20 protein-coding genes and 2 pseudogenes are annotated in these 20,082 nt (G+C 63.4%); 13 read left to right on the top strand and 9 right to left on the bottom strand.

What is annotated here, in order from left to right:
• Window positions 1–34: 34 nt before the first annotated feature.
• Entirely contained in the window at window positions 35–493 is a 459-nt protein-coding gene (locus tag IPF76_RS21050; protein ID WP_366499759.1) for a transposase, read from the top strand.
• Between the two features lie 175 nt (window positions 494–668).
• Window positions 669–1,172: a transposase gene (locus IPF76_RS21045; RefSeq protein WP_366499758.1), complete on the top strand. Its 504-nt coding sequence runs from the start codon at window positions 669–671 to the stop codon at window positions 1,170–1,172.
• A 198-nt stretch (window positions 1,173–1,370) separates the two neighbouring features.
• Here the strand turns inward: IPF76_RS21045 and IPF76_RS19980 are convergent, their stop codons facing one another.
• The 4 genes and pseudogenes from IPF76_RS19980 to IPF76_RS19965 all read right to left on the bottom strand — a co-directional run bounded on the left by IPF76_RS19980 (window position 1,371) and on the right by IPF76_RS19965 (window position 4,082).
• Entirely contained in the window at window positions 1,371–2,111 is a 741-nt protein-coding gene (locus IPF76_RS19980; RefSeq protein WP_293847433.1) for an RES family NAD+ phosphorylase, read from the bottom strand.
• Window positions 2,083–2,457: an MbcA/ParS/Xre antitoxin family protein gene (locus IPF76_RS19975; RefSeq protein ID WP_366499757.1), complete on the bottom strand. Its 375-nt coding sequence runs from the start codon at window positions 2,455–2,457 to the stop codon at window positions 2,083–2,085. The genes IPF76_RS19980 and IPF76_RS19975 overlap by 29 nt, the downstream gene beginning before the upstream one ends.
• 493 nt (window positions 2,458–2,950) lie before the next feature.
• Window positions 2,951–3,838 (bottom strand): pirin family protein, encoded by an 888-nt coding sequence (locus IPF76_RS19970; protein ID WP_293847431.1) that lies wholly within the window; start codon window positions 3,836–3,838, stop codon window positions 2,951–2,953.
• A pseudogene (locus tag IPF76_RS19965) lies at window positions 3,835–4,082 on the bottom strand (BolA family protein). Before IPF76_RS19965 ends, IPF76_RS19970 begins: the two are co-directional and overlap by 4 nt.
• Window positions 4,083–4,188: 106 nt before the next feature.
• Between IPF76_RS19965 and IPF76_RS19960 the strand changes: the two are divergent.
• The 3 genes from IPF76_RS19960 to cobS all read left to right on the top strand — a co-directional run bounded on the left by IPF76_RS19960 (window position 4,189) and on the right by cobS (window position 6,317).
• The gene (locus IPF76_RS19960) at window positions 4,189–4,782 is read left to right on the top strand and encodes a J domain-containing protein (RefSeq protein ID WP_293847430.1); all 594 of its coding nucleotides are present in this window, start codon (window positions 4,189–4,191) and stop codon (window positions 4,780–4,782) included.
• An 8-nt stretch (window positions 4,783–4,790) separates the two neighbouring features.
• Window positions 4,791–5,231 (top strand): nuclear transport factor 2 family protein, encoded by a 441-nt coding sequence (locus IPF76_RS19955; protein ID WP_293847429.1) that lies wholly within the window; start codon window positions 4,791–4,793, stop codon window positions 5,229–5,231.
• A gap of 96 nt (window positions 5,232–5,327) precedes the next feature.
• Window positions 5,328–6,317, top strand: coding sequence for a cobaltochelatase subunit CobS (gene cobS / locus IPF76_RS19950; protein ID WP_293847428.1), 990 nt, complete (start codon window positions 5,328–5,330; stop codon window positions 6,315–6,317).
• A 4-nt stretch (window positions 6,318–6,321) separates the two neighbouring features.
• Here the strand turns inward: cobS and IPF76_RS19945 are convergent, their stop codons facing one another.
• Window positions 6,322–7,389, bottom strand: coding sequence for a DUF5694 domain-containing protein (locus IPF76_RS19945; RefSeq protein ID WP_293847427.1), 1,068 nt, complete (start codon window positions 7,387–7,389; stop codon window positions 6,322–6,324).
• 198 nt (window positions 7,390–7,587) lie between these two features.
• Between IPF76_RS19945 and IPF76_RS19940 the strand changes: the two genes are divergently transcribed.
• Window positions 7,588–8,751: an alpha/beta hydrolase gene (locus IPF76_RS19940; RefSeq protein WP_293847426.1), complete on the top strand. Its 1,164-nt coding sequence runs from the start codon at window positions 7,588–7,590 to the stop codon at window positions 8,749–8,751.
• A gap of 10 nt (window positions 8,752–8,761) precedes the next feature.
• On the opposite strand, the gene IPF76_RS19935 is transcribed toward IPF76_RS19940, so the two are convergent.
• Both IPF76_RS19935 and IPF76_RS19930 read right to left on the bottom strand, forming a co-directional pair.
• On the bottom strand, window positions 8,762–8,893 hold the full coding sequence (locus IPF76_RS19935) for a hypothetical protein (protein ID WP_293847425.1): 132 nt from the start codon (window positions 8,891–8,893) through the stop codon (window positions 8,762–8,764).
• Window positions 8,890–10,110, bottom strand: a complete 1,221-nt coding sequence (locus tag IPF76_RS19930) for an MFS transporter (protein ID WP_293847424.1) — start codon at window positions 10,108–10,110, stop codon at window positions 8,890–8,892. The genes IPF76_RS19935 and IPF76_RS19930 overlap by 4 nt, the downstream gene beginning before the upstream one ends.
• A 147-nt stretch (window positions 10,111–10,257) precedes the next feature.
• Here IPF76_RS19930 and cobT point away from each other — a divergent pair, with 147 nt between their 5' ends.
• Window positions 10,258–12,081, top strand: a complete 1,824-nt coding sequence (gene cobT, locus IPF76_RS19925) for a cobaltochelatase subunit CobT (RefSeq protein WP_293847423.1) — start codon at window positions 10,258–10,260, stop codon at window positions 12,079–12,081.
• A gap of 73 nt (window positions 12,082–12,154) precedes the next feature.
• Here the strand turns inward: cobT and IPF76_RS19920 are convergent, their stop codons facing one another.
• Window positions 12,155–12,598, bottom strand: a complete 444-nt coding sequence (locus tag IPF76_RS19920; protein ID WP_293847422.1) for a hypothetical protein — start codon at window positions 12,596–12,598, stop codon at window positions 12,155–12,157.
• A 118-nt stretch (window positions 12,599–12,716) separates the two neighbouring features.
• Between IPF76_RS19920 and IPF76_RS19915 the strand changes: the two genes are divergently transcribed.
• From IPF76_RS19915 to IPF76_RS19890, 6 genes are all read left to right on the top strand, one after another.
• The gene (locus IPF76_RS19915) at window positions 12,717–13,304 is read left to right on the top strand and encodes a hypothetical protein (protein ID WP_293847421.1); all 588 of its coding nucleotides are present in this window, start codon (window positions 12,717–12,719) and stop codon (window positions 13,302–13,304) included.
• Window positions 13,301–13,834: a hypothetical protein gene (locus tag IPF76_RS19910; RefSeq protein WP_293847420.1), complete on the top strand. Its 534-nt coding sequence runs from the start codon at window positions 13,301–13,303 to the stop codon at window positions 13,832–13,834. The genes IPF76_RS19915 and IPF76_RS19910 overlap by 4 nt, the downstream gene beginning before the upstream one ends.
• 179 nt (window positions 13,835–14,013) lie before the next feature.
• Window positions 14,014–15,660 carry an acetolactate synthase large subunit gene (locus IPF76_RS19905; protein ID WP_293847419.1) on the top strand — a complete coding sequence of 549 codons (1,647 nt, stop codon included), beginning with the start codon at window positions 14,014–14,016 and terminating at the stop codon, window positions 15,658–15,660.
• Between the two features lie 160 nt (window positions 15,661–15,820).
• Complete coding sequence (locus tag IPF76_RS19900; RefSeq protein WP_293847418.1) at window positions 15,821–17,254, top strand: aldehyde dehydrogenase family protein; 1,434 nt, start codon at window positions 15,821–15,823, stop codon at window positions 17,252–17,254.
• A 220-nt stretch (window positions 17,255–17,474) separates the two neighbouring features.
• Window positions 17,475–18,356, top strand: coding sequence for a UDP-2,3-diacylglucosamine diphosphatase (locus IPF76_RS19895; protein ID WP_293847417.1), 882 nt, complete (start codon window positions 17,475–17,477; stop codon window positions 18,354–18,356).
• Window positions 18,353–19,405 carry a glycosyltransferase family 1 protein gene (locus IPF76_RS19890; protein ID WP_293847416.1) on the top strand — a complete coding sequence of 351 codons (1,053 nt, stop codon included), beginning with the start codon at window positions 18,353–18,355 and terminating at the stop codon, window positions 19,403–19,405. Before IPF76_RS19895 ends, IPF76_RS19890 begins: the two co-directional genes overlap by 4 nt.
• Here IPF76_RS19890 and IPF76_RS19885 read toward each other — a convergent pair.
• Window positions 19,402–20,082, bottom strand: a pseudogene (locus tag IPF76_RS19885) (TonB-dependent receptor); the annotation flags it as partial. The gene IPF76_RS19890 and the pseudogene IPF76_RS19885 overlap by 4 nt on opposite strands.

The following is a 20,082-nucleotide window of genomic DNA, read 5'->3' as shown; positions in this document are numbered from 1 at the left end:
CGATGCTCGTGGGGCGCCGGCGTTTCATCCTGCGATGATGACGGCGCTGCTGCTATACGCGTACACGCAGGGCGTCTATTCCTCGCGACGGATCGCGCGGGCTTGCGAAGACCGGCCTGATTTCCTTGCGGTGACGGCCAGTTCGAAGCCGGATTTTCGGACGATCTCAGAGTTTCGCAAGCGGCATCTCAAAGCGCTGTCGGGATTGTTCGTACAGGTGTTGAAGCTGTGCGCCGAGGCTGGCCTGGTCACTTTTGGCCACGTCGCGCTGGACGGTACGAAGATCAAAGCCAATGCGTCCAAGCACAAGGCGATGAGCTATGCCCGCATGCAGAAGGCCGAAGCGGCGCTTGCGGCCGAAGTGGCAAGCTGGCTCAAGTCTGCCGAGGCCGCTGACCGCCGCGATGATGCGAGCCTCGGTGCCGGCCAGCGCGGCGACGAGTTGCCCGACCTGCTGCTGGGACAAACAGCAGCGCCTGACCAGGATCCGTGAGGTTAAGGCCGCGCTCGAAGCCGAGGCCCGAGCAAAGGAAGATGCCAAGGCCAAGGCGAAGGGCGATGATGACGATCGCAGCGATGGACCGCGGCCAGGCCGCAAGCCCAAGCATCCGCCAGGAACGCCCAAGCCCAAGGCACAGCGCAATTTCACCGACCCGGACAGTCGGATCATGCCGGGCAAGGATGGCTTCATTCAGGCGTATAACGGTCAGATCGCCGTCGATGCGACCGCGCAAATAATCGTGGCGCATTCGCTGTCGAACTCGTCAGCCGATTCCACTTGCCTGATCCCGCTCACCGACGCTGTCACCCGGAACATGGAGGGCAAGAAGGCCAGGGAGATCTCGGCGGACGCCGGCTATTGCTCCGAAGCCAATCTGGCCGGGCTCAAGGATCGCGAGATTTCCGCTTACATCGCCACGGGCCAGCCAAGCGCCCGACGACCGGAGGCAAGGTGGGCGGACCGCTCACCCAGGCGATGCGCCAGAAGCTCTAGCTTGGCGGACACCGCAGTCGCTATCGTTTACGCAAACAACTGCCCGAACCGGTTTTCGGACAGACTGCAAGCGCGCGGATCCCGTCAGTTCCTCCTGCGCGGTCTCGACAAAGTCCAAGACGAATGGAGCCTCGTCTGCATCGCCCACAATATCACCAAGCTCTGGGCCGTAGCGTAGTTCTGCCCTCTTCGATTGGCGTCTCTTCAGCGCCACAGGCCGCAACCAACCCGGCATTCGGGCCCAATCACCGCGATCCTACCACCCTCAGGTCAAAACCCGGCGCGAACGCCGTCATGTCCGCCGCGACACCTGCGAAAAAGAGTTCGTGGACGGGCTCCTAGGCAGATGAACCAACATGATCGGCTAAGCGCTGGATCAAAGCCCGAAGTCGGCCGGATGAAAGTTGAACCGCTCTTCTGATGGAAAAGCGCGAAGGGCGACCAACTCGCCTTGCTCGTAACGAATATGCCAAGTTTGGGCATTGCGAGGCGATGGGTCGCGGAAAACCGATGGGTCTAGCAGAGCAACGTTCGCGCGATGCTGAAGATCTCTAACTGAAGTATAGCGTATAGCCTGGGCGTCAATTGCTCGCGCTTCGGACGCAAATTGCTGGCAAGCGGAATAGTCATCCGGCGCCATCCACAGCGAAGCGCTCGCAACAAAGGGTTCCGCACACAGGTCGAGCATATGATCCATCGCGACCGAGACACTGATCGCCGAGTGTTCCACGGTGGTGCTCGGCGGCTGAAATCCGGGCGATCGGGAGTAGAAGCGCAGCCGCCAATAGGCTGTCTCGGCAATTGCGGTGCCAATTGCTTCTGCAGCGTAGAAGATGCCGGGCTTCTCGCCAGCTCGCCGAAATCTCGAACTGCTATTGTGCCCGTAGCGAAACGGCGTCGCGAGCAGATAGTGGAGATGTCTCGCCGCAGCCGGCACGTTCGGTTTCACGTCTTCCACAAGTTGCTCGAGCAACGCTTGATCGTCGGCGCCAGCAGCCAGACGGTTGGTCGAAATCCGATGCTGCGCCTCGACAATCCGCCAGAGCTTTCCCCTGTAGGCGCGAAAATTCTCCGGCTTCGGGGTTCGTTCAAACGCGGGCGCGGTAGTCATCGACATAGTCGGCCACGTCGTTCAGACCGCGGATCGACCGGATCAGATCGATGGGTCTGCCGCCAAGATCCAAGTTTTCAGACTTCAACCAGGACGTCGACGCCGCATCGTCGCTTCCCAGGAGCGCATCGAGGCTGCGAAACAGCCGGATCAGATATTGCCCAAGCTCGAACGCCTTCTCGCCTCGCTGAAGCTGATAGCTGCCAGACCGAAGTCGCGACGCCGTCGCAGCAGAAATACCGACAACCGCGCCCAACTGCTCGTTGGTCAACTTCCAGCAAGTCGCCACCCTGGCGACCGCTTCCGAGAGAACTCTTCCCTGATCCGCTTGAGAGGCTAACCGCGTGGCCAAAACATTCTCCAGAATGGAACTCTACACTTTCATTCATAGGAACAATCGACGGATTTTGCAAGTGGGCGCCTGCCTGCAAAGATCCCGGAAGTCGCCGGGCGTGATGCCGCCGAAAATGCTCGCGGGCCGCGGCTCAGATTGGAGCCGCAGCGATGGCAGCATTGTTCACAACAGGTCGTCCCGAGTCTCAGGTCGGACACGACATCGAGACATATGTGGACGCGCAATTCGCTAACGGACCCCGGCATCTCTGGAGTGGTTATAACGAACCAAATTACCTAACCGAAATGGTTCAGAAAGTCCCGGGGACACCGGTGGGGGCCGGAGTTCGTGAGACAAGCCCCTGAAAAATGATAAACAATTAGGCCGAGTTCTCGGTCCGGCAAGCAAACTCCCAGACGCGCCCGCAGCCATCCGATGCTGCATTATTCGCCCAGGACCGAGGTGCCAGAACTTGATCTATCAGAGAACAGTATTGGTCGTCAGTCGACCTTCACGGATAGCTGACGGTCTTCGGCACTTCGGGGATCGGGATGAATTCCTCGCTGTCGCCGGGGACGAGCGGGAATTTGCCGTCTTTCCAGTCATGCTTCGCCTGGTTGATGCGATCGCGGCTGGAGCTCACGAAATTCCACCAGACATGGCGCGGCGTGTTGAAGGCTTCGCCGCCGAGCAGCATCACGCGCGCATCGCTGTCGGCGCGCAGCGTCATCGCCTGCCCCGGTTTCAGGATATAAAGACTGTGGCGATCGAGCGCCTCGCCATCGAGGCTCGCATCGCCGAGCGCAACGAGCACCGCGCGCTCGTCGGCTTCGGCTGCGATCGGAATGCTGGACCCGGCATTCATCAGGATGTCGGCATAGATGGTCGCGGCATGCTGGGTAATCGGCGAGGTTGCTCCCCACAGGCTGCCCATGATCACCCGCGCCGACACGCCGCCATCCTCGATCAGCGGCAGATCATCCTTCGCAACATGCTCGAATGCCGCGTCGATCTCTTCCTTGCCGTCGGGCAGCGCGAGCCAGGTCTGCATCCCCGAAATCCCCGATCCGGTCGCGCGCTCCGCCGCAGGGGTGCGCTCCGAATGGACGATGCCGCGCCCTGCGGTCATCAGGTTGCAGGCGCCGGGGCGGATCGTCGCGAGGGTGCCGAGGCTGTCGCGATGATCGATCGCGCCGTCGAACAAATAGGTGACGGTGGCGAGGTTGATATGCGGATGCGGTCGCACATCCATGCCCGCGCCGATGTCGAAATGCGCCGGGCCGAACTGGTCGACGAAAATGAACGGACCGACCATCGTCCGCGCCTTGCTGGGCAGGGTGCGCCGCACCTTGAATGCGCCGAGGTCGTGGGTCGATGGGGTAATGATTTCCATCGTCATTCCCCCGGCGCGCGCGCCTTGATCGCAAGCGCGTGGACGCGCCTCCCCGGCAAGTCGCCAAGCGCCTTGTTCACCGCGCGCTGGCGCGCGACGCGATCATCCCGGCAAACCCCGCCCATTCGATCGTCAGGCTGAAATGCGATTCGCCCGATCCATCGTCGCCGGCGTGGCCATGATGTTTCGCGCTGTCGTTGCTCACGACGAAATTGGCGTCGGGGAAAGCTGCGCTGAGCAGGCTTTCCATCTCTTGGTGCACGGGGCCATTGCTGCTCATGGGGTTGACCATAAGCGCACCGTGGCCAAATTATAAGACCTCCCTTTGCTTCGGCCCCGCACCTCGAAAGCGCATTTTGTCCACCTCTGCCCGCCCCAACCGTTTCCATGGCCGCGTTCCGCGCGACGAACCGTGCGCTGCGCCCGGATGCCGCGAGCCCGGCGAGTTTCGTGCGCCGATGTCGTGGACGCGTTCACCCGACGGGCCGCCGCAATATCGCTGGCTGTGCCTCGACCATGTCCGCGAATTCAACGCCGGCTATAATTTCTTTGAAGGCATGAACCCCGATCAGATCATGGCGGCGCAGTCGCCGACTGCGGGGTGGGAGACCGAAAGCCGCACCTTTCGCGCCGCGGGCAGCGCCGACCTGCCGCCGCGCTGGGCCGATTTCAAGGATCCGATCGACGCGCTCGGAGCGCGCTTCCGCCAGCGGATGGACGAGGCTCGGCGTGAGGCCGCCAACCCCGGGCTGACGCGCGAGGAACATGCCGCGATGCAATTGCTCGGCCTCGCTCCCGGCGCCGACCGCGCGGCGCTCAGGCGGCGTTACAGCGAGCTGGTCCGTCGCTATCATCCCGACCGCAACGGCGGCGATCGCAGTTTCGAGTCGCGGCTGGGCGAGGTTGTTGCGGCGTATCAGTTGCTCCGCAAGACCAAGGCCTTTGCATAGGGAGACGCATGATGGGTGATCTGGACGCGGCACGGATCGAGGTGGTCCGCCGCCATATGGCGCTCGAGATCACCCACGATTGGGACGGCGTCATCGCGACCTTCGAGCATCCCCGCTACGAATTGCTCGGCCCCGGCACCGTGTTCGACGGCGAGGCGGCGGTACGGTCCTATTTCGCCGCATCGCGCGAACCCTTTCCCGATCAGGCGAACGAGGTGATCGCGATTGCCGCCGATGCCGCGACCGATACGGTGCTGGTCGAATTCTGGCTGACCGGCACCCACCTTGGCCCGCTGAAGCTCGGCCCGCGCACAATCGAGCCAACCGGCCGGGCCTTTCGCATCCGTATTGCGGCGAGCTTTCAGTTCGCGCCGGGCAGCGACAAGATCATCTGCGAACGCCCCTATTATGACCAGTCGGCCGTGATGAAGGCGCTTGGCCTCCTCTGAAAAGGCGTTGCAAGCTGAAACCGACGCCTATACCGCGCTAGCCGAAGCGCCGGGTACCGGCGACTCTTCCCGACCGCCTTCGCTGGACCTTGTGACATGACCGATATTCCGAACAGCCTTCCCGACCATCACGGTTCGACGCTCCTTTCGGCGCCCGATATCGAGGTCGATGCGCGCGAGCTGTTCGGCATCGACATCGACATGAAGGTTCCGGCGTTCAGCGAGGCCGACGAGCGCGTTCCCGATCTTGACCCCGCCTATGTCTTCGACGGCGACACGACGCTCGCGATCCTCGCGGGCTTCAAGTTCAACCGCCGCGTGATGGTGCAGGGTTACCATGGCACCGGCAAGTCGACGCATATCGAACAGGTTGCGGCGCGCCTCAAATGGCCGTGCATCCGGGTCAACCTCGACGCGCATATCAGCCGCATCGATCTGGTCGGCCGCGACGCGATCGTGCTGCGCGACGGGCAGCAGGTGACCGAGTTTCGCGAAGGCCTGCTGCCCTGGGCGTTGCAGACCCCGACCGCGCTCGTCTTCGACGAATATGACGCGGGGCGCCCCGATGTGATGTTCGTGATCCAGCGCGTGCTGGAGGCCGAAGGCAAGCTGACCCTGCTCGACCAGAACCGCGTCATCCGCCCCAACCCCTGGTTCCGCCTGTTCTCGACCGCCAATACCGTCGGGCTCGGCGACACGAGCGGGCTGTATCACGGCACGCAGCAGATCAATCAGGGTCAGATGGACCGCTGGAACATCGTCGTCACGCTGAACTATCTGCCCGCCGCGACCGAGAGCGCGATCATCCTTGCCAAGGTGCCGAACACCGACGACACGACGGTCGCCAATATGGTCAAGGTCGCCGATTTGACGCGTCAGGGCTTCATCAACGGCGATATCTCGACCGTCATGAGCCCGCGCACGGTGATCAGCTGGGCGCAGAATGCCGCGATCTTCAACAACCTCGGCTTCGCCTTCCGCCTGAGCTTTCTCAACAAATGCGATGAGGCTGAGCGGATGATCGTCGCCGAATATTATCAGCGCGTGTTCGGCGAAGACCTGCCCGAAGGCGTCATCGGCAAATAGCCGCTCACTTCAATATTGTCTCGGCGTCGACCAGTCGGACGTCGTGCATCTTGTTGAGATAGGACTCAAAATAGCCCTTGTGCGAGGCGCCGACGATGGCAAGCGTGCGGGCGCCCGGCTGCGCGCCCATGGCGGCGCGAATGTTCGCGACCATGCGCAGGTTGCGCGTTTCCCACCAGGCAGCATAACGGCGTCCGTAATTTTGCGCGGTTGCATCGGACAGCGCAGCGCCGAAATCGCTGTCAAATGCGATCTGCATCGTCGCCGGCCGGTTATAATAGCGATAGATCGCCAGCACGCCCTCGCCATCCAGCTTTTCCTCAAGCGCCTTTTCCCCTGCCAGCCGCGCCTTCACCACCGGATTATCCCATATGCGTTGCATCGCAGCGCCATATTCCGGGTCTTTGTCGAGCGCCGCGTTCACGCCGTCAGCGCTATGGTCATCGGTCGCATACACACGCTCAAGCCCCAGCCGGGCTGCGAGCGCCGACCCGACCAGGAAATTCTCGTTGCGACGCGTCATCAGCGTGTCGAGCATCGCGGCCAGCGCTTCGTCGAGGCCATCGCCCGCTCGACGTTCGCCGACGGGAAGCCGCAGCCATTGGACCAGCGCCGATGCCGGTTCGCCGCCCGCTAGAAACAGCGCAGCAAGCCTGCGGCGATCGGCCGGCGCGGGATGCGCGGGCCAGGCGCTAAGGACGCGATCGGCTTCGATCGTCGCGGCGACCATGTCGAGCCCGACAGACTTTTGCGCCGCAGCCGGGTCTGGACAATAGTCGGAGGCGCCGGGATAGAGCGGCGCGTAACGGACCAGTCGTTCGCAATCCGGGCCCGACACGGCTTCGATCGCAATGATCGTCGGCTTCCACGCCGCGAGCCGCGCGAGCAGCGGTTCGAGGCTTTGGGGTGCAAATTCGTCGGGCAAGCCCGACAAATGCGGAGAGCCCAGCACCAGCGTCTCGTTCGGCGTTCCGGCCACATTCCCTTTCAATGTGCCGGGATCAAAAGCTGGAACATAGGGCGGCGGCGCGGTTGCCGACGTCGTCAACAGCAAGGCAGCAAAGGCCGACACGTCGTTTCTCCTCGTTGCGCGACGGCAAATGCTGGCCGATGGACCTGACATAAGCCAAGTGTATTACTCGATCAATACTCTTCGCATCGATTGATCTTTGGGGCTTCCAAAGCCTGTCCGGCTCTGCCAGCGTCGCGCGCAATGTCAGAAAATTCAAAAATCGATCGCGCCGCGCGGACCAAAGGCTTGTGGACGCTCATGGCCATCGTGCCGTTGTCGGGGTGCAGCATCGCCGCCGTCGATTACGGCCCGGTCCGTCACGCCGAGTATGTCGTTGATCCGCGCTGCACGGCGCGGCCGGGTGCATCGGTCGATGGCGAGGCGCTGCCATATTTCTTCGCGACGAGCCGCCTGCCCGACTGCCGCACCGACACCATCAGCTTGCTTCGCCATCGCGGCGACAAAATCCGCTATGGCCGCTTTGCGTCGCCGCGCGAAGCCGAAGTCGCTGGCAAGACAAAGCTACGCACGCCATTAGCGTTTCAGGATTCGGGCGACTGGTGGACGGCGTTGCAAGCCGAAACCGACCGGCGCCAGGGCCGCGTCCTGCTGTATGTCCATGGCTACCGCGAGACGTTCGAAACGACGTCGAAGGACGCCGCCCAGATCGCGCGGATGACGGGTTTTGACGGGCCGGTGATCGAATATAGCTGGGCGTCGCAGGGTGAAGTGCTCAGCTACGCCGTCGATGAGACGAACATGTATCACGACGTCCGCAACTTCCGCGATTTCCTGAAGACGCTCGCTGAACGGCCGTGGGTCAAGGAAATCGTTGTGGTGTCGCACTCGCTGGGGGCGCGGCTGGTGATCCCCGCCATCGCCTATGTCGACCGCACCTCGAGCAGCGCGGACAGCAGCAATATTTCGAATGTCATCCTCGCCTCACCCGATATCGATCGCGAAACCTTCGAACGCGATATCGAGGAAGAAGTGCTGTCGGCGCGGCGGGTCGCCAACAATCGGCGCATCACCGCTTATGTCTCGCTGGCCGACAAGGCGCTCGCCGCCTCGCGCGCGCTGCACGGCTATCCGCGGCTGGGTTCGCCCTATTGTTTCGATCCGTTCGAAGCCGCCGACCTGAAGGCGAAGGGGCTGCCGGTGCGCTGCTATCCGGTCTCGGTCGCCGGTCTGACTGTTGTGGACACCACCGACGTGTCGCGCTCCGCCACCGGGCACAGCAATTTCCTGCGCAGCGCGGTCGCGTGCCGCGATTTCGTCGACGTCGTCGCGGGCAAGCGGACGCGGCCCGACCGCATGGCGACGCATCTGGCGCATGTGTTCCGGCTGCTCCCCGATCCCGCGGATCCGAAGCCCGCTGACGAGGCGATCTGCAACCGTATTCCGGCGGTCGAAGCGCCTTAGTGCGCTGACCCTAAAAGCCGCACATGATTGCGAAATTGGCGAGCCAGACAACCGGCCCCTCGCCCGTCCACAGCCACAATCCCCCTGCCGCAACGGCCAGAAACAGCGCGAGCGCGATCCAGTCCTGCCGCGCGATCCTCATGCGCGTTGCAGCCTTTTGACCGGTGCGTCGGCGATCGGCAGGTGAACTAGACCCGCGAACAGCCCGAGCGCGATCGAAATGCCCCACGCGATATTATAGCTGCCGGTGGCGTCGAAGATCAGCCCCGCCATCCAAGCGCCGAAAAAGCTGCCGATCTGATGGCTGAGGAACACGATGCCATAGAGCATCGAGAGATAACGGATGCCGAAGATGCGCCCGACGATGCCGCTGGTCAGCGGCACCGTGCCGAGCCACAAAAAGCCCATTGCGCCTGCGAACACCAGCGCGCTGACGTGGGTGAGCGGAAGGAACAGGAACAGCGCGATCACCGCCGAACGCGCGACATAGAGCGCCGACAGCACATATTTCTGGCGCAGCATATCGCCCGCGCGGCCGAACATGTAGGATCCCAGGATGTTGAACAGGCCGACGAGCGCCAGCACCTGCGCGCCGATGCCGATCCCCAAGCCCTTGTCGTCGAGATAGGCGGGCAGATGGGTTGCGATGAAGGCAATGTGGAAACCGCAGACGAAAAAACCGGCGTTGAGCAACCAGAAGCCGCGATGAATGGCCGCTTCGCGGAGCGCCTCGCGCGCGCTCTGTTCGACCTCGGCAGTAAGTCCCGGCCCGCCGTCGGTCCGCCCGGCGACCCCGATCGCGAGCAGCCCGCATAGCGCCACCAGCCCCGCCATGATCCATAGCGTCTGATGGTATCCGACATCGCCGAGCAACATCGACGCCAGCGGCACAACAAGGAACTGACCGAGCGAGCCGCCCGCGGTGACGATGCCGAACGCGCTGCTGCGCTTTTCGGGGCTGACGACGCGCCCCACCGCACCGAGCACGACGACAAATGTCGTCGCCGACTGCGCCATGCCGATGAAGATACCAAAACTGATGTGGAGCCCGATCGCATCGGTGGCCAAAGCCGCGCCGATCAGCCCAAGCGCATAAAGCAACGCGCCGCCGAGCACGACGCGCCCCGCGCCATGCTTGTCCGCCAGCGCGCCGACGAACGGCTGGACGAGGCCGAAGAGCAGGTTCTGGAGCGCCATCGCGAGGCCGAAGTCCGACCGGCCGATGCCGATATCGACGCTCATCTGCGGCAGGAACAGCCCGAACGACTGACGCACCCCCATCGCCAGCGTGACGATGAAGGCCGCGCAGGCGATGACGATCCACGGTTTTTTCATCGCGGACAGGGCGGGAGAGCTCATTCATGCCGGATGCTCCCGCGGCACTGCGGCGTCAAGCGCGCTTAGCTATCGCCTGGCCTATCCTCGCTTCTGCCCCCCGGACTTGAGCCGGGGCGGCGATAAAGGGGATTTCCTTCGATGGTCAAAGCCGGTTAGAGCCGATTCGAAATGACCGCATCCTCGCCACTCGACGATTTCAAGGCCGCGCTTTCCAGCGTTGCGCGCGCTGTCACCCGCGATGCCGAGGTCGAGGTTGGCTTTACTGCCGATGCCCCGGCGCAGATCGGCAAGGCGATCAAGGTGCCGACCCCGTCGCGCACGCTTCCCGCCGATCAGGTCGCTGAAGCGCGCGGGTTCGCCGACAGCTTCGCGCTGCGCATGAAGCACCACAGCGAGAAATTGCACGCCGCCGCGCGCCCTGCCGAACCGCTCGCCGCCGCCGCGTTCGACGCGATGGAGCGCGCGCGGATCGAGGCTCTGGGCGCGCGCCATATGGCCGGCATGCGCGCCAATCTGTCGGCCAGCCTCGCGATGCGGATGCGCAGCGATCCGATCAGCCGCGCGCAGGGCCGCGAAGATGTCCCGATGTCCAGCGCGCTCGAACTTATGCTGCGCGAGGCCTTGACCGGAGAACAGGCACCGCAGGGCACCGAAACCGGCCTTTCACTCGTTCGCGAATGGATTGCCAAGGAAGCGGGCGGCGACTTGACCGCGCTGTCGATGCTGCTCGACGATCAGGCCGCCTTTGCCGAAACCGCCAAGCTCGCGCTGCGCCACCTCGACCTGATCCAGAGCGATGAGCCCGTGAACGAGGGCGCCGAAGATGGCGGCGAGGACGATGAGACCGAGGCCGACGAAAGCCAGGAAGAGCAGGATAGTGAGGACGGCGGCGCCGGTGAATCGCAGGTCGATGCGCGCGCCGAAATGGCGGGCGACCAGGCCGACGACGGCGACAGCGACCCCGACGCGCAGGAAATGGAAGCCGACGGCGAGCCCGAAATGGGCGGCGAAGGCGATGAGGGCATGCTGCCCGTGCGGCCCAATCGCCTGCCCGGCGACATCCCCGATTTCAATTATCTGCGCTTCACCGAAAAGCATGACGAGATCATCCTCGCGACCGAGCTTTGCGATGCCGACGAGCTGACCCGGCTGCGCGCCTATCTCGACCAGCAGATGCAGCATCTGCAAGGCGCGGTGACCAAGCTCGCCAACCGCCTGCAGCGCCGGTTGATGGCGCAGCAGAACCGCGCCTGGGATTTCGATCAGGAGGAAGGCCAGCTCGACGCGGCACGGCTCGCGCGCGTCATCGTCTCGCCGGGCCAGTCGCTGTCGTACAAGATCGAGCGCGACACCGACTTTCGCGATACCGTCGTCACGCTGCTGATCGACAACAGCGGGTCGATGCGCGGGCGGCCGATCAGCATCGCCGCAATCAGTGCCGACATCCTCGCGCGCACGCTCGAGCGCTGCGGCGTGAAGACCGAAATCCTCGGCTTCACGACGCGGACATGGAAGGGTGGCCAAAGCCGCGAGGACTGGCTTGCCGCGGGCCGCCCCGCGCACCCCGGTCGGCTCAACGACCTGCGCCACATCATCTACAAGCCCGCCGACGAACCCTACCGCCGCGCGCGCAAGTCGCTGGGGCTGATGATGCGCGAGGGGCTGCTCAAGGAAAATATCGACGGCGAGGCGCTGACATGGGCGCACAGCCGCATCATCGGCCGCCCCGAAGAGCGCAAGATCCTGATGGTGATCAGCGACGGCGCGCCGGTCGACGACAGCACCTTGTCAGTCAATCACGGCGCCTATCTCGACCAGCATCTGCGGCAGGTCATCGACTGGATCGAGAACCGCTCGCCGGTCGAGCTGTGCGCGATCGGCATCGGTCACGACGTGACGCGCTATTACAGCCGCGCGGTGACGATCATGGACGCCGAACAGCTCGGCGGGACGATGGTCGAGCAGCTGGCGGGGTTGTTCGACATCGATTGATTGCAAAAAGGGAGCGGCAACACCGCTCCCTCTCCGTTTCGCAATTTCGGCCTGCGGCGGAATGGCCGCGTTATTACATCTTCTTGCCGCTCCAGGCTTCGGGGTTGAAGCCCTCGAGCGTATCGCCCTTCGCGCCAGCGGCGATTTCTTCCGCGGTCAGGAACTTGATCGCGACGCCGCCGGCCTTTGTGTTGCCCCAGCTCAGCGCCGTCACATGGCTGTCGCCATATTTCGCGCCGATCACCGCATCGGCCCCGAGCTTTTCGCCGCGCTCCCAGATTTCCGCGTAAATCTTCTTCTGCGACGGTTCCTTGCTGAAGATCGTAGCCTTGCGGACCCCCGCGGTGACGACGCCGACAATCTTGTAGGGCTTGTCGGTGATGTCATGAGGAAAAACGGGAACCCCCATTTCTTCGTTGACCATTACATATGTCGCGTCTTTTTGTTTGGCGATCGCGGGCGTCGACAAAGCCATTGTTGCGACGGAAACCGCCGCGAGTAACTCGATTCGTTTCATGTTCTGCTCCCCCATAGGAGCGCATTAGTTCGCCGTCTCGCGGACCGCGGTCAACCAGATTTTTGATTGGCAAAGCGCATCATTCGTGGCCTAAGTCGCGGGGGTTAAGGGGGATATCATGATGTCGATTCATGAAGCGATGGCAGCAGTCTGGTTGGCGGCGGCAACAACGCTCGCACCGATCGACGAACCCGTGGCAGTCGCGATCAAGGCCGAGACGGAGACGGCCGCCCCCGCGGCGATCGTGGTCGCGCCGCCTCCTTCCGCCCTCCTGCTGCGGCGCGACACGCCGATTCATTTCATGGTCGTATCGGAAGTGACGACGAAAACGCATCTGGCCGGACATCGCTTCAAATTGCGCGTCGACAAACCGGTAATGATCGAGGGCGTGACGGTCATTCCCGTTGGCGCCGCGGCATGGGGCGAAGTGTTGATGGCGAAGAAAAGCGGCAATGTCGGCAAGGCCGGATCGCTCGAAGCGAAGCTTCTTTATGTTGAAAGCGGCGGCCTGCAGATTCCGGTCAGCGGTACAAATGCCGCCAAGGGTGCCAGTGGTGGCGGCGAGACCGCGCTGGGCATTTTTGCGCTTGGCCCGCTCGGCCTTTTTGCCAAAGGCAACAACGCGAAGATCAAGGCGGGCGAACTCATGACGGGCTTTGTCGAACAGGATACCGAGATCGTGCCGTCGTCGCCAACCGGGCTATGACCTTGTTTCAGGCCCTACCCGTCTTCATCAGCCTTGCGATGGCCATTCCGGCGGGCAGCCAGAGTGACCCCGCGGTGGGGCCGGCCGCGGTCCGATCCGAATCGCGCATTCTCGTGCCAGCCGGAACCATCATCGAGTTGGTCACCATCAACGCGATTTCCAGCAAAAAGAGCGTCAAGGGCGACCTTCTGTACCTGAAGGTCGCAGCGCCGCTGATCGTCAAAGAGGCAGCGGTCATTCCCGTCGGCACCGTGGTCGTCGCCCAGCTGTCACGGGCCGAAGCGCGCGGCGCGTTCGGCAAATCGGGGAAACTCGAGGTGCAATTGCTCTATGCCGAGCTCCCCGGCGGCACCGTCCGGATCGCCGGCATGCTCGAAGCCAAGGGCGAGGCCGGTGCCGACGATGCCGCAGCCACCGCCGCCGCTTTTCTCTTGCTGCCCTTCATTGCCACCGGGCGAAGCGCCGAAATCCCCGCCGGATCGGAGGTTTTGGGCCGCCTCGACCGCGACCTGTGGATCGACCGGCGCTGATCGAAGGCGGTGCGGCTCGCACAGGGTGACAACCCCTTGCCCCCTCGTTACAAACCTTTCCGATGCAGCAGGGACTCGCGGCCTATGACGAGCGCCGCTGCAACGACATGATGCTGAGGGTCGCCAGCATGGCTTGGGGCCGCACCGGGGTGGTGCGTGGCTGAGGGGGCGACTGACATATGAAAAAAGCATCCGACCTGTTCATCGAATGTCTGGAAGAAGAAGGCGTCGAATATATTTTCGGCGTTCCGGGCGAGGAGAATCTCGACTTTCTCGACAGCCTGTCGCGGTCGACCCAGATCAAATTAATCCTGACGCGGCACGAGCAGGGTGCGGGGTTCATGGCGGCAACCTACGGGCGCCATACGGGCAAGACCGGGGTCTGCCTCGCGACCCTCGGCCCCGGCGCGACGAACTTCGTCACCGCTGCGGCCTATGCCCAGCTCGGCGGGATGCCGATGATGATGATCACCGGCCAAAAGCCGATCAAGAAATCGAAACAAGGCCGGTTCCAGATCCTCGACGTCGTCGCGATGATGGGTCCGATCACCAAATATACCCACCAGATGGCGGCGTCGGACAATATCCCGAGCCGGGTGCGCGAAGCCTTTCGTCTGGCCGAGGAGGAAAAGCCCGGCGCGGTCCACATCGAACTGCCCGAGGATATCGCCGACGAACATACCGACGCGACGCCGCTGAAGCGCAGCCATTCGCGCCGCCCGACCGCTGACGTCAAATCGATCCGCGAGGCGGTCAAGGCGCTCGAAGCCGCCAAATCGCCGGTTCTTGTGATCGGCGCCGGCGCCAACCGGACGATGACCAGCCGCATGCTGCTGCAATTCATCGAAAAGACCGGCATCCCGTTCCTGACGACCCAGCTCGGCAAGGGCGTTATCGACGAGCGACATCCGAAATTCCTCGGCTGCGCTGCGCTGTCGGCGGGCGATTTCGTCCATCGCGCGGTCGAGGCGTCGGACTGCATCGTCAACCTGGGTCACGACGTGATCGAAAAGCCGCCTTTCTTCATGCAACGCGGCGGGCCGACGGTCATCCATGTGTCGTCGAAAACCGCCGAGGTCGATCCGGTCTATTTCCCGAACATCGAGGTGATCGGCGATATCGCCAATGCGGTGTGGCAGATGAAGGAAGATATCGTCCCCAGCGGCAGCTGGAAATTCGACCATATGCTAAAGTACCGGCAGGGCGAGGTCGAGCATACCAAGCCGCTGGCCGAGGATGCGCGCTTCCCGATCTTTCCGCCGCATCTCGTCCAGTCGATCCGCGACGCGATGCCCGACGACGGCATCATCTGTCTCGATAACGGCGTGTATAAAATCTGGTTCGCGCGCGGCTACACAGCCTATCGTCCCAATACCGTATTGCTTGACAATGCGCTGGCAACGATGGGCGCTGGGCTGCCGTCGGCGATGATGTCGGCGATGATCTATCCTGAACGCAAGGTCATGGCGGTGTGCGGCGACGGCGGGTTCATGATGAACAGCCAGGAAATGGAAACCGCGGTCCGACTGGGGCTCAACATGACGGTGCTGATCCTCAACGACAACAGCTATGGCATGATCCGCTGGAAACAAGCCAATATGGGCTTCAAGGATTGGGGGCTGACCTATGGCAATCCCGATTTTGTCAAATATGCCGAAGCCTATGGCGCGCACGGCCACCGCGTGACCAGCGCCGCGCACCTGCAGGAACTCCTCGCCCACACCCGCGATACGCCGGGCGTGCATCTCATCGATTGCCCGGTCGACTATTCGGAGAATGATCAGATCTTGAATATCGATATCAAGAAGATATCGAAAGAGATGTAATCCCTCATCCCCTCCCGCCTGCGGGAGGGGCAGCAAGACTTGCGACCTTGGCTCGCTATTCGCAGCGGGGCAGGCATACCGCGCCGCCGCTGGCCCACCCGCGTTCAGAGGCACGTACCTCTGAACGCCCCCTCCCGCCAGCGGGAGGATGGAGAATGAGATGAAACTCAAAGACGTCTACCCGCTCTACCTCAACAACAAGGCCGTTCAGCCGAACGCCGACCTCGAGGTGACGGACAAGTTCACCGGCGAAATCGCGTTCCGCACCGCTCTCGCCACCCCCGATGTGATCGACGAAGCGATCGCCGGCGCGGTGCGCGCCGCTGAGCCGATGGCGCGGCTGGCGAGTTTCGAGAAACGCGACGTGCTTACGCATTGCGTGACGCGGTTTCAGGAGCGGTTCGACGAGCTCGCATTTGCGCTTTGCATCGAGGCGGGCAAGCCGATCGCCGACAGCGAGGGCGAAGTCACCCGCCTGATCGACACCTTCCGCATCGCCGCCGAGGAGGCGACGCGCAATTATGGCGAGGTCCAGCCGCTCGACATTTCGGCGCGCGCCAAGGGCTATATGGGAATGTGGAAGCGGGTGCCGATCGGGCCGTGCAGCTTCATCTCGCCGTTCAACTTTCCGCTCAACCTCGCCGCGCACAAGATCGCGCCGGCGATCGCGATCGGCTGCCCGTTCGTGATGAAGCCCGCGAGCATGACGCCGCTGGGCGCAATCATCATGGGCGAAGTGCTCGCTGAATGCGACATCCTGCCCGAGGGCGCGTTCAGCATCCTGCCCGCCAGCCGCGCCGGCGCCGACCTGTTCACCACCGACGAGCGGCTGAAGCTGCTGTCCTTCACCGGCTCGCCCGGCGTCGGCTGGGATTTGAAGGGCAAGGCAGGCAAGAAGAAGGTCGTGCTCGAACTGGGCGGCAATGCCGCGGTGGTGGTCGACAAGGATGCCGACCTCGACCATGCGCTCGCGCGGATCATCTTCGGCGGCTATTATCAGTCGGGGCAGAGCTGCATCCATGTGCAGCGCGTGATCATCCACGAAGACATCTACGATCGGTTCCGCGACATGTTAGCGGCGAAGGTCAAGACGTTGAAATCGGGTGATCCCAAGCACCGCGACACCTTCATCGGCCCGATGATTTCGGTGAAGGAAGCGCAGCGTCTGAAAGGGTGGATCGACGACGCGGTCGCCGCGGGCGCGACCCTGCTCGCGGGCGGCGGCTGCGAGGGCAATATGCTGGAAGCAGCGCTGCTCGAAAATGTCCCGGCGGGCAGCGATGTCGTCGTCGAGGAAGCGTTCGGACCGGTGGTGGTGCTGTCCAAATTCGCCAAATGGGACGACGCGCTGGCAGAGGTCAACGACAGCAAATTTGGGCTTCAGGCGGGGCTGTTCACCAGCGACATCCAGAAGGTCATGGACGCGTGGGACCATCTCGACGTCGGCGGTATCGTCGTCAACGATGTGTCGAGCTACCGCGTCGACAATATGCCCTATGGCGGGGTGAAGGATTCGGGGCTGGGCCGCGAGGGCGTGCGCTTTGCGATGGAGGATATGAGCGAAATCAGGAATTTGGTGATTCGACGGACTTAGCGCCATAGGCCTCGTCCTTGCGAGCGGAGCGAGAGAATCCAGGGCGGTTTACGCCATCTCTGGATGGCCGCGTCGCTTCGCTCCTCGCAAGGGCGGATGAGGTGCCGCCGTCACAAAACCGCCCCCAAACCGTCGCCAAACCGACGCGGCTTTGAATCGCACAGTGTCACAAATCTCCTGTCTACGCCGTGAGCAGCCGAAGCTGCTTACGGAGTGTGACATGGCCACGATTTCGACCCTGCCCATCCCCGCGCGTTTTCCCGACCCGTTCACGAGTGACCCGCATATTCCCGAACGCGCGATCGGCGAGCGGCGGAGCTATCGCACCGTGTGGGTCAGCGACATCCATCTCGGCACCCGCGGCTGCAACGCGGCGATGCTGATCGATTTTTTCGACCATGTCGATTGCGAGACGCTCTATCTTGTCGGCGACATCATCGACGGCTGGCGGCTCAAAAAGCGGCATTTCTGGCCACCCGAGCATAACGACCTTGTCTGGCGCGTGCTCAAGCGCGCGAAGCGTGGCACGCGCGTCGTCTATGTCCCCGGCAACCATGACGAGATGGTCAAGCCGTTCGACGGCTTCGATTTCGGCGGGGTCGAGATCCGCCGCGAGGCGATCCACGAAACCGCCGACGGACGGAAACTGCTGGTCGTCCATGGCGACGAATTCGACGCGGTGATGCTGGCGCACCGCTGGCTCGCCTTTGTCGGCGATGCCGCCTACACCGCGCTGATGAAGTGCAATGTGGTGGTCAACCGCATCCGCAGCGCCTTTGGCCTGCCCTATTGGTCGCTGTCGATGGTCGCCAAGCACAAGGTCAAGAACGCGGTCCAGTTCATCGGCCGCTATGAAGAAGTGGTCGCCCACGCCGCCCGCTCGCGCGGGGTCGATGGCGTCGTTTGCGGCCATATCCACAGCGCCGAGATGCGCGAAATCGAAGGCACCGAATATTATAACGATGGCGACTGGGTCGAGGGCTGCACCGCGCTGGTCGAGCATCATGACGGGACGATGGAGATATTGCATTGGGCCGAGGCGGTCGCGGCACGCGCCGTGCCGACGGTTCTGGAACTCCCGGCCCCGGCGCGCGCCGCATGAGGATCCTGATCGTCAGCGACGCGTGGGAGCCGCAGATCAATGGCGTCGTGCGGACACTGCAGGCCACGATTGCCGAACTGCGCAAGGCGGGGCATGAGGTCGGCGTCGTCTCGCCCGACCTGTTTCGTTCCGTCCCCTGCCCCTCTTATCCCGAGATCCGCTTGGCATTCGCGGGCTGGCGCAAGGTCGGGCAATATATCCGCGCCTTTGCACCGCAGGCGATCCATATCTCGACGGAAGGCCCGCTCGGGCTGGCGGCGCGCCGCTGGTGCCTCCGCAACACATTCCCTTTCACCACCGCCTATCACACGCGCTTTCCCGAATATGTCGCGGCGCGGTTGCCGGTCTCGCCCGCACTCATTTGGCGCTTCATTCGCTGGTTTCACCGACCGGCGCGGCACATCATGGTCGCGACACGCAGCCTGGCCCGCGAGCTTGCCGAACAGGGCCTGACGCAGACGATGATGTGGGAACGCGGCGTCGACCACGACCTGTTCCGCGCGGACCGCGCGCCGCTGCCGGCCTATGCGGGGCTCGCGCGGCCGATCCAGCTCTATGTCGGGCGCGTCGCGGTCGAGAAGAATATCGGTGCATTTCTCGACTGTGGCGGACCGGGAACAAAGGTCATCGTTGGCGACGGCCCTGCCCTCGCCCAGTTGCAGGCGCGGCATCCCCAGGCGGTATGTCTTGGCAAGCTGAGCGGTGAAACGCTTGCCTCGGCCTATTCGGGTGCGGACGTCTTCGTCTTCCCCAGCCGCACCGACACCTTCGGCCTGGTGGTCATCGAGGCGCTGAGTTGCGGGACGCCGGTCGCCGCCTATCCGGTCCCGGGGCCTGGCGACATCGTTCGCGACGGCGCTGGCGCGCTCGACGAGGATCTGGGCCGCGCGATCGATGCCGCACTGGCCTGCGACCGAGCCGACGCCGCCGCACTCGGCGCACGCTTCAGCTGGACAAACTGCACAGCGCAGTTCGCGAAAGCCCTGTCCTTCGTTCCCGCCCAGCCCGCGCCAGAGGGTAGCACCAGCCCAGCAAGTTTCACCGCCTAGAAGGTCTTGCGCCACTCCAGCTCGATATAGCGGCCCAGCGGGTCGATATAGCCGGGTTGGTAATTGAGCGGCACCACGCCATTCGCATCGGTGATCCTGCGCTGTGCATCGAACAGATTGTCGACCGACAGGCGCAAACGCGATCCCTTCAGGAACGGCAATTTCTCGGTCAGCTTCGGCCGCTGGTTTAGGTCGACGAAGAACCGCAGATTAAAAGTGGCGAGATCGCCAAAGTTCAGGTTGCCCGCCGTGCCGCCCGTCACCGTGCTGCCGCTGTCATATTTGGCGCTGAGCCGGACCCCCAGGCCCTTGTTGAAAAGGCCGCCGTCAAGTTCGAGCAGGTGGCGATTGCTGCCGCCGCCGCTCCCCGTCGCCGATCCGTCAAGCAGGTCGAGTTCGGGCACCCCCGGACGGATCAGGATTGTGTCGGTCAGCTTGTAGGTGTGATACAGCGACACCTGCCAGCGCCCGCCCTGCGGACCGCCGAACATTCCGCCGGGCCCGCCGCCGCCACCACGACCGCCGCGACCGCCCGCTCGCGGACCGCCGCCGCCGCGCGGCCGGTCAGCACCAGCGCCCGGCCCACCGGCGGGGCGCGCCGCCTGCTCTGGCTGCCCAAAGCTTTTGCCAAAGTTCAGGCCCCAGCGAATCTGAGAATTTTCTACCTGATCGAAATT

The sequence above is a fragment of the Sphingopyxis sp. genome (assembly GCF_016704835.1).
Taxonomy (GTDB): domain Bacteria; phylum Pseudomonadota; class Alphaproteobacteria; order Sphingomonadales; family Sphingomonadaceae; genus Sphingopyxis.
The sequence above is the reverse complement of the archived record's forward strand: the minus strand, read 5'-3'. Positions and strand labels throughout refer to the sequence as shown.

Coding starts and splice junctions, on each gene's coding strand:
- IPF76_RS21050 (WP_366499759.1), top strand. CDS start 35: ATGATGACGGCGCTGCTGCTATACGCGTACACGCAGGGCGTCTATTCC.
- IPF76_RS21045 (WP_366499758.1), top strand. CDS start 669: ATGCCGGGCAAGGATGGCTTCATTCAGGCGTATAACGGTCAGATCGCC.
- IPF76_RS19980 (WP_293847433.1), bottom strand. CDS start 2,111: ATGTCGATGACTACCGCGCCCGCGTTTGAACGAACCCCGAAGCCGGAG.
- IPF76_RS19970 (WP_293847431.1), bottom strand. CDS start 3,838: ATGACGATGGAAATCATTACCCCATCGACCCACGACCTCGGCGCATTC.
- IPF76_RS19955 (WP_293847429.1), top strand. CDS start 4,791: ATGATGGGTGATCTGGACGCGGCACGGATCGAGGTGGTCCGCCGCCAT.
- cobS (WP_293847428.1), top strand. CDS start 5,328: ATGACCGATATTCCGAACAGCCTTCCCGACCATCACGGTTCGACGCTC.
- IPF76_RS19940 (WP_293847426.1), top strand. CDS start 7,588: ATGGCCATCGTGCCGTTGTCGGGGTGCAGCATCGCCGCCGTCGATTAC.
- IPF76_RS19935 (WP_293847425.1), bottom strand. CDS start 8,893: ATGAGGATCGCGCGGCAGGACTGGATCGCGCTCGCGCTGTTTCTGGCC.
- IPF76_RS19930 (WP_293847424.1), bottom strand. CDS start 10,110: ATGAGCTCTCCCGCCCTGTCCGCGATGAAAAAACCGTGGATCGTCATC.
- cobT (WP_293847423.1), top strand. CDS start 10,258: ATGACCGCATCCTCGCCACTCGACGATTTCAAGGCCGCGCTTTCCAGC.
- IPF76_RS19920 (WP_293847422.1), bottom strand. CDS start 12,598: ATGAAACGAATCGAGTTACTCGCGGCGGTTTCCGTCGCAACAATGGCT.
- IPF76_RS19915 (WP_293847421.1), top strand. CDS start 12,717: ATGATGTCGATTCATGAAGCGATGGCAGCAGTCTGGTTGGCGGCGGCA.
- IPF76_RS19910 (WP_293847420.1), top strand. CDS start 13,301: ATGACCTTGTTTCAGGCCCTACCCGTCTTCATCAGCCTTGCGATGGCC.
- IPF76_RS19905 (WP_293847419.1), top strand. CDS start 14,014: ATGAAAAAAGCATCCGACCTGTTCATCGAATGTCTGGAAGAAGAAGGC.
- IPF76_RS19900 (WP_293847418.1), top strand. CDS start 15,821: ATGAAACTCAAAGACGTCTACCCGCTCTACCTCAACAACAAGGCCGTT.
- IPF76_RS19895 (WP_293847417.1), top strand. CDS start 17,475: ATGGCCACGATTTCGACCCTGCCCATCCCCGCGCGTTTTCCCGACCCG.
- IPF76_RS19890 (WP_293847416.1), top strand. CDS start 18,353: ATGAGGATCCTGATCGTCAGCGACGCGTGGGAGCCGCAGATCAATGGC.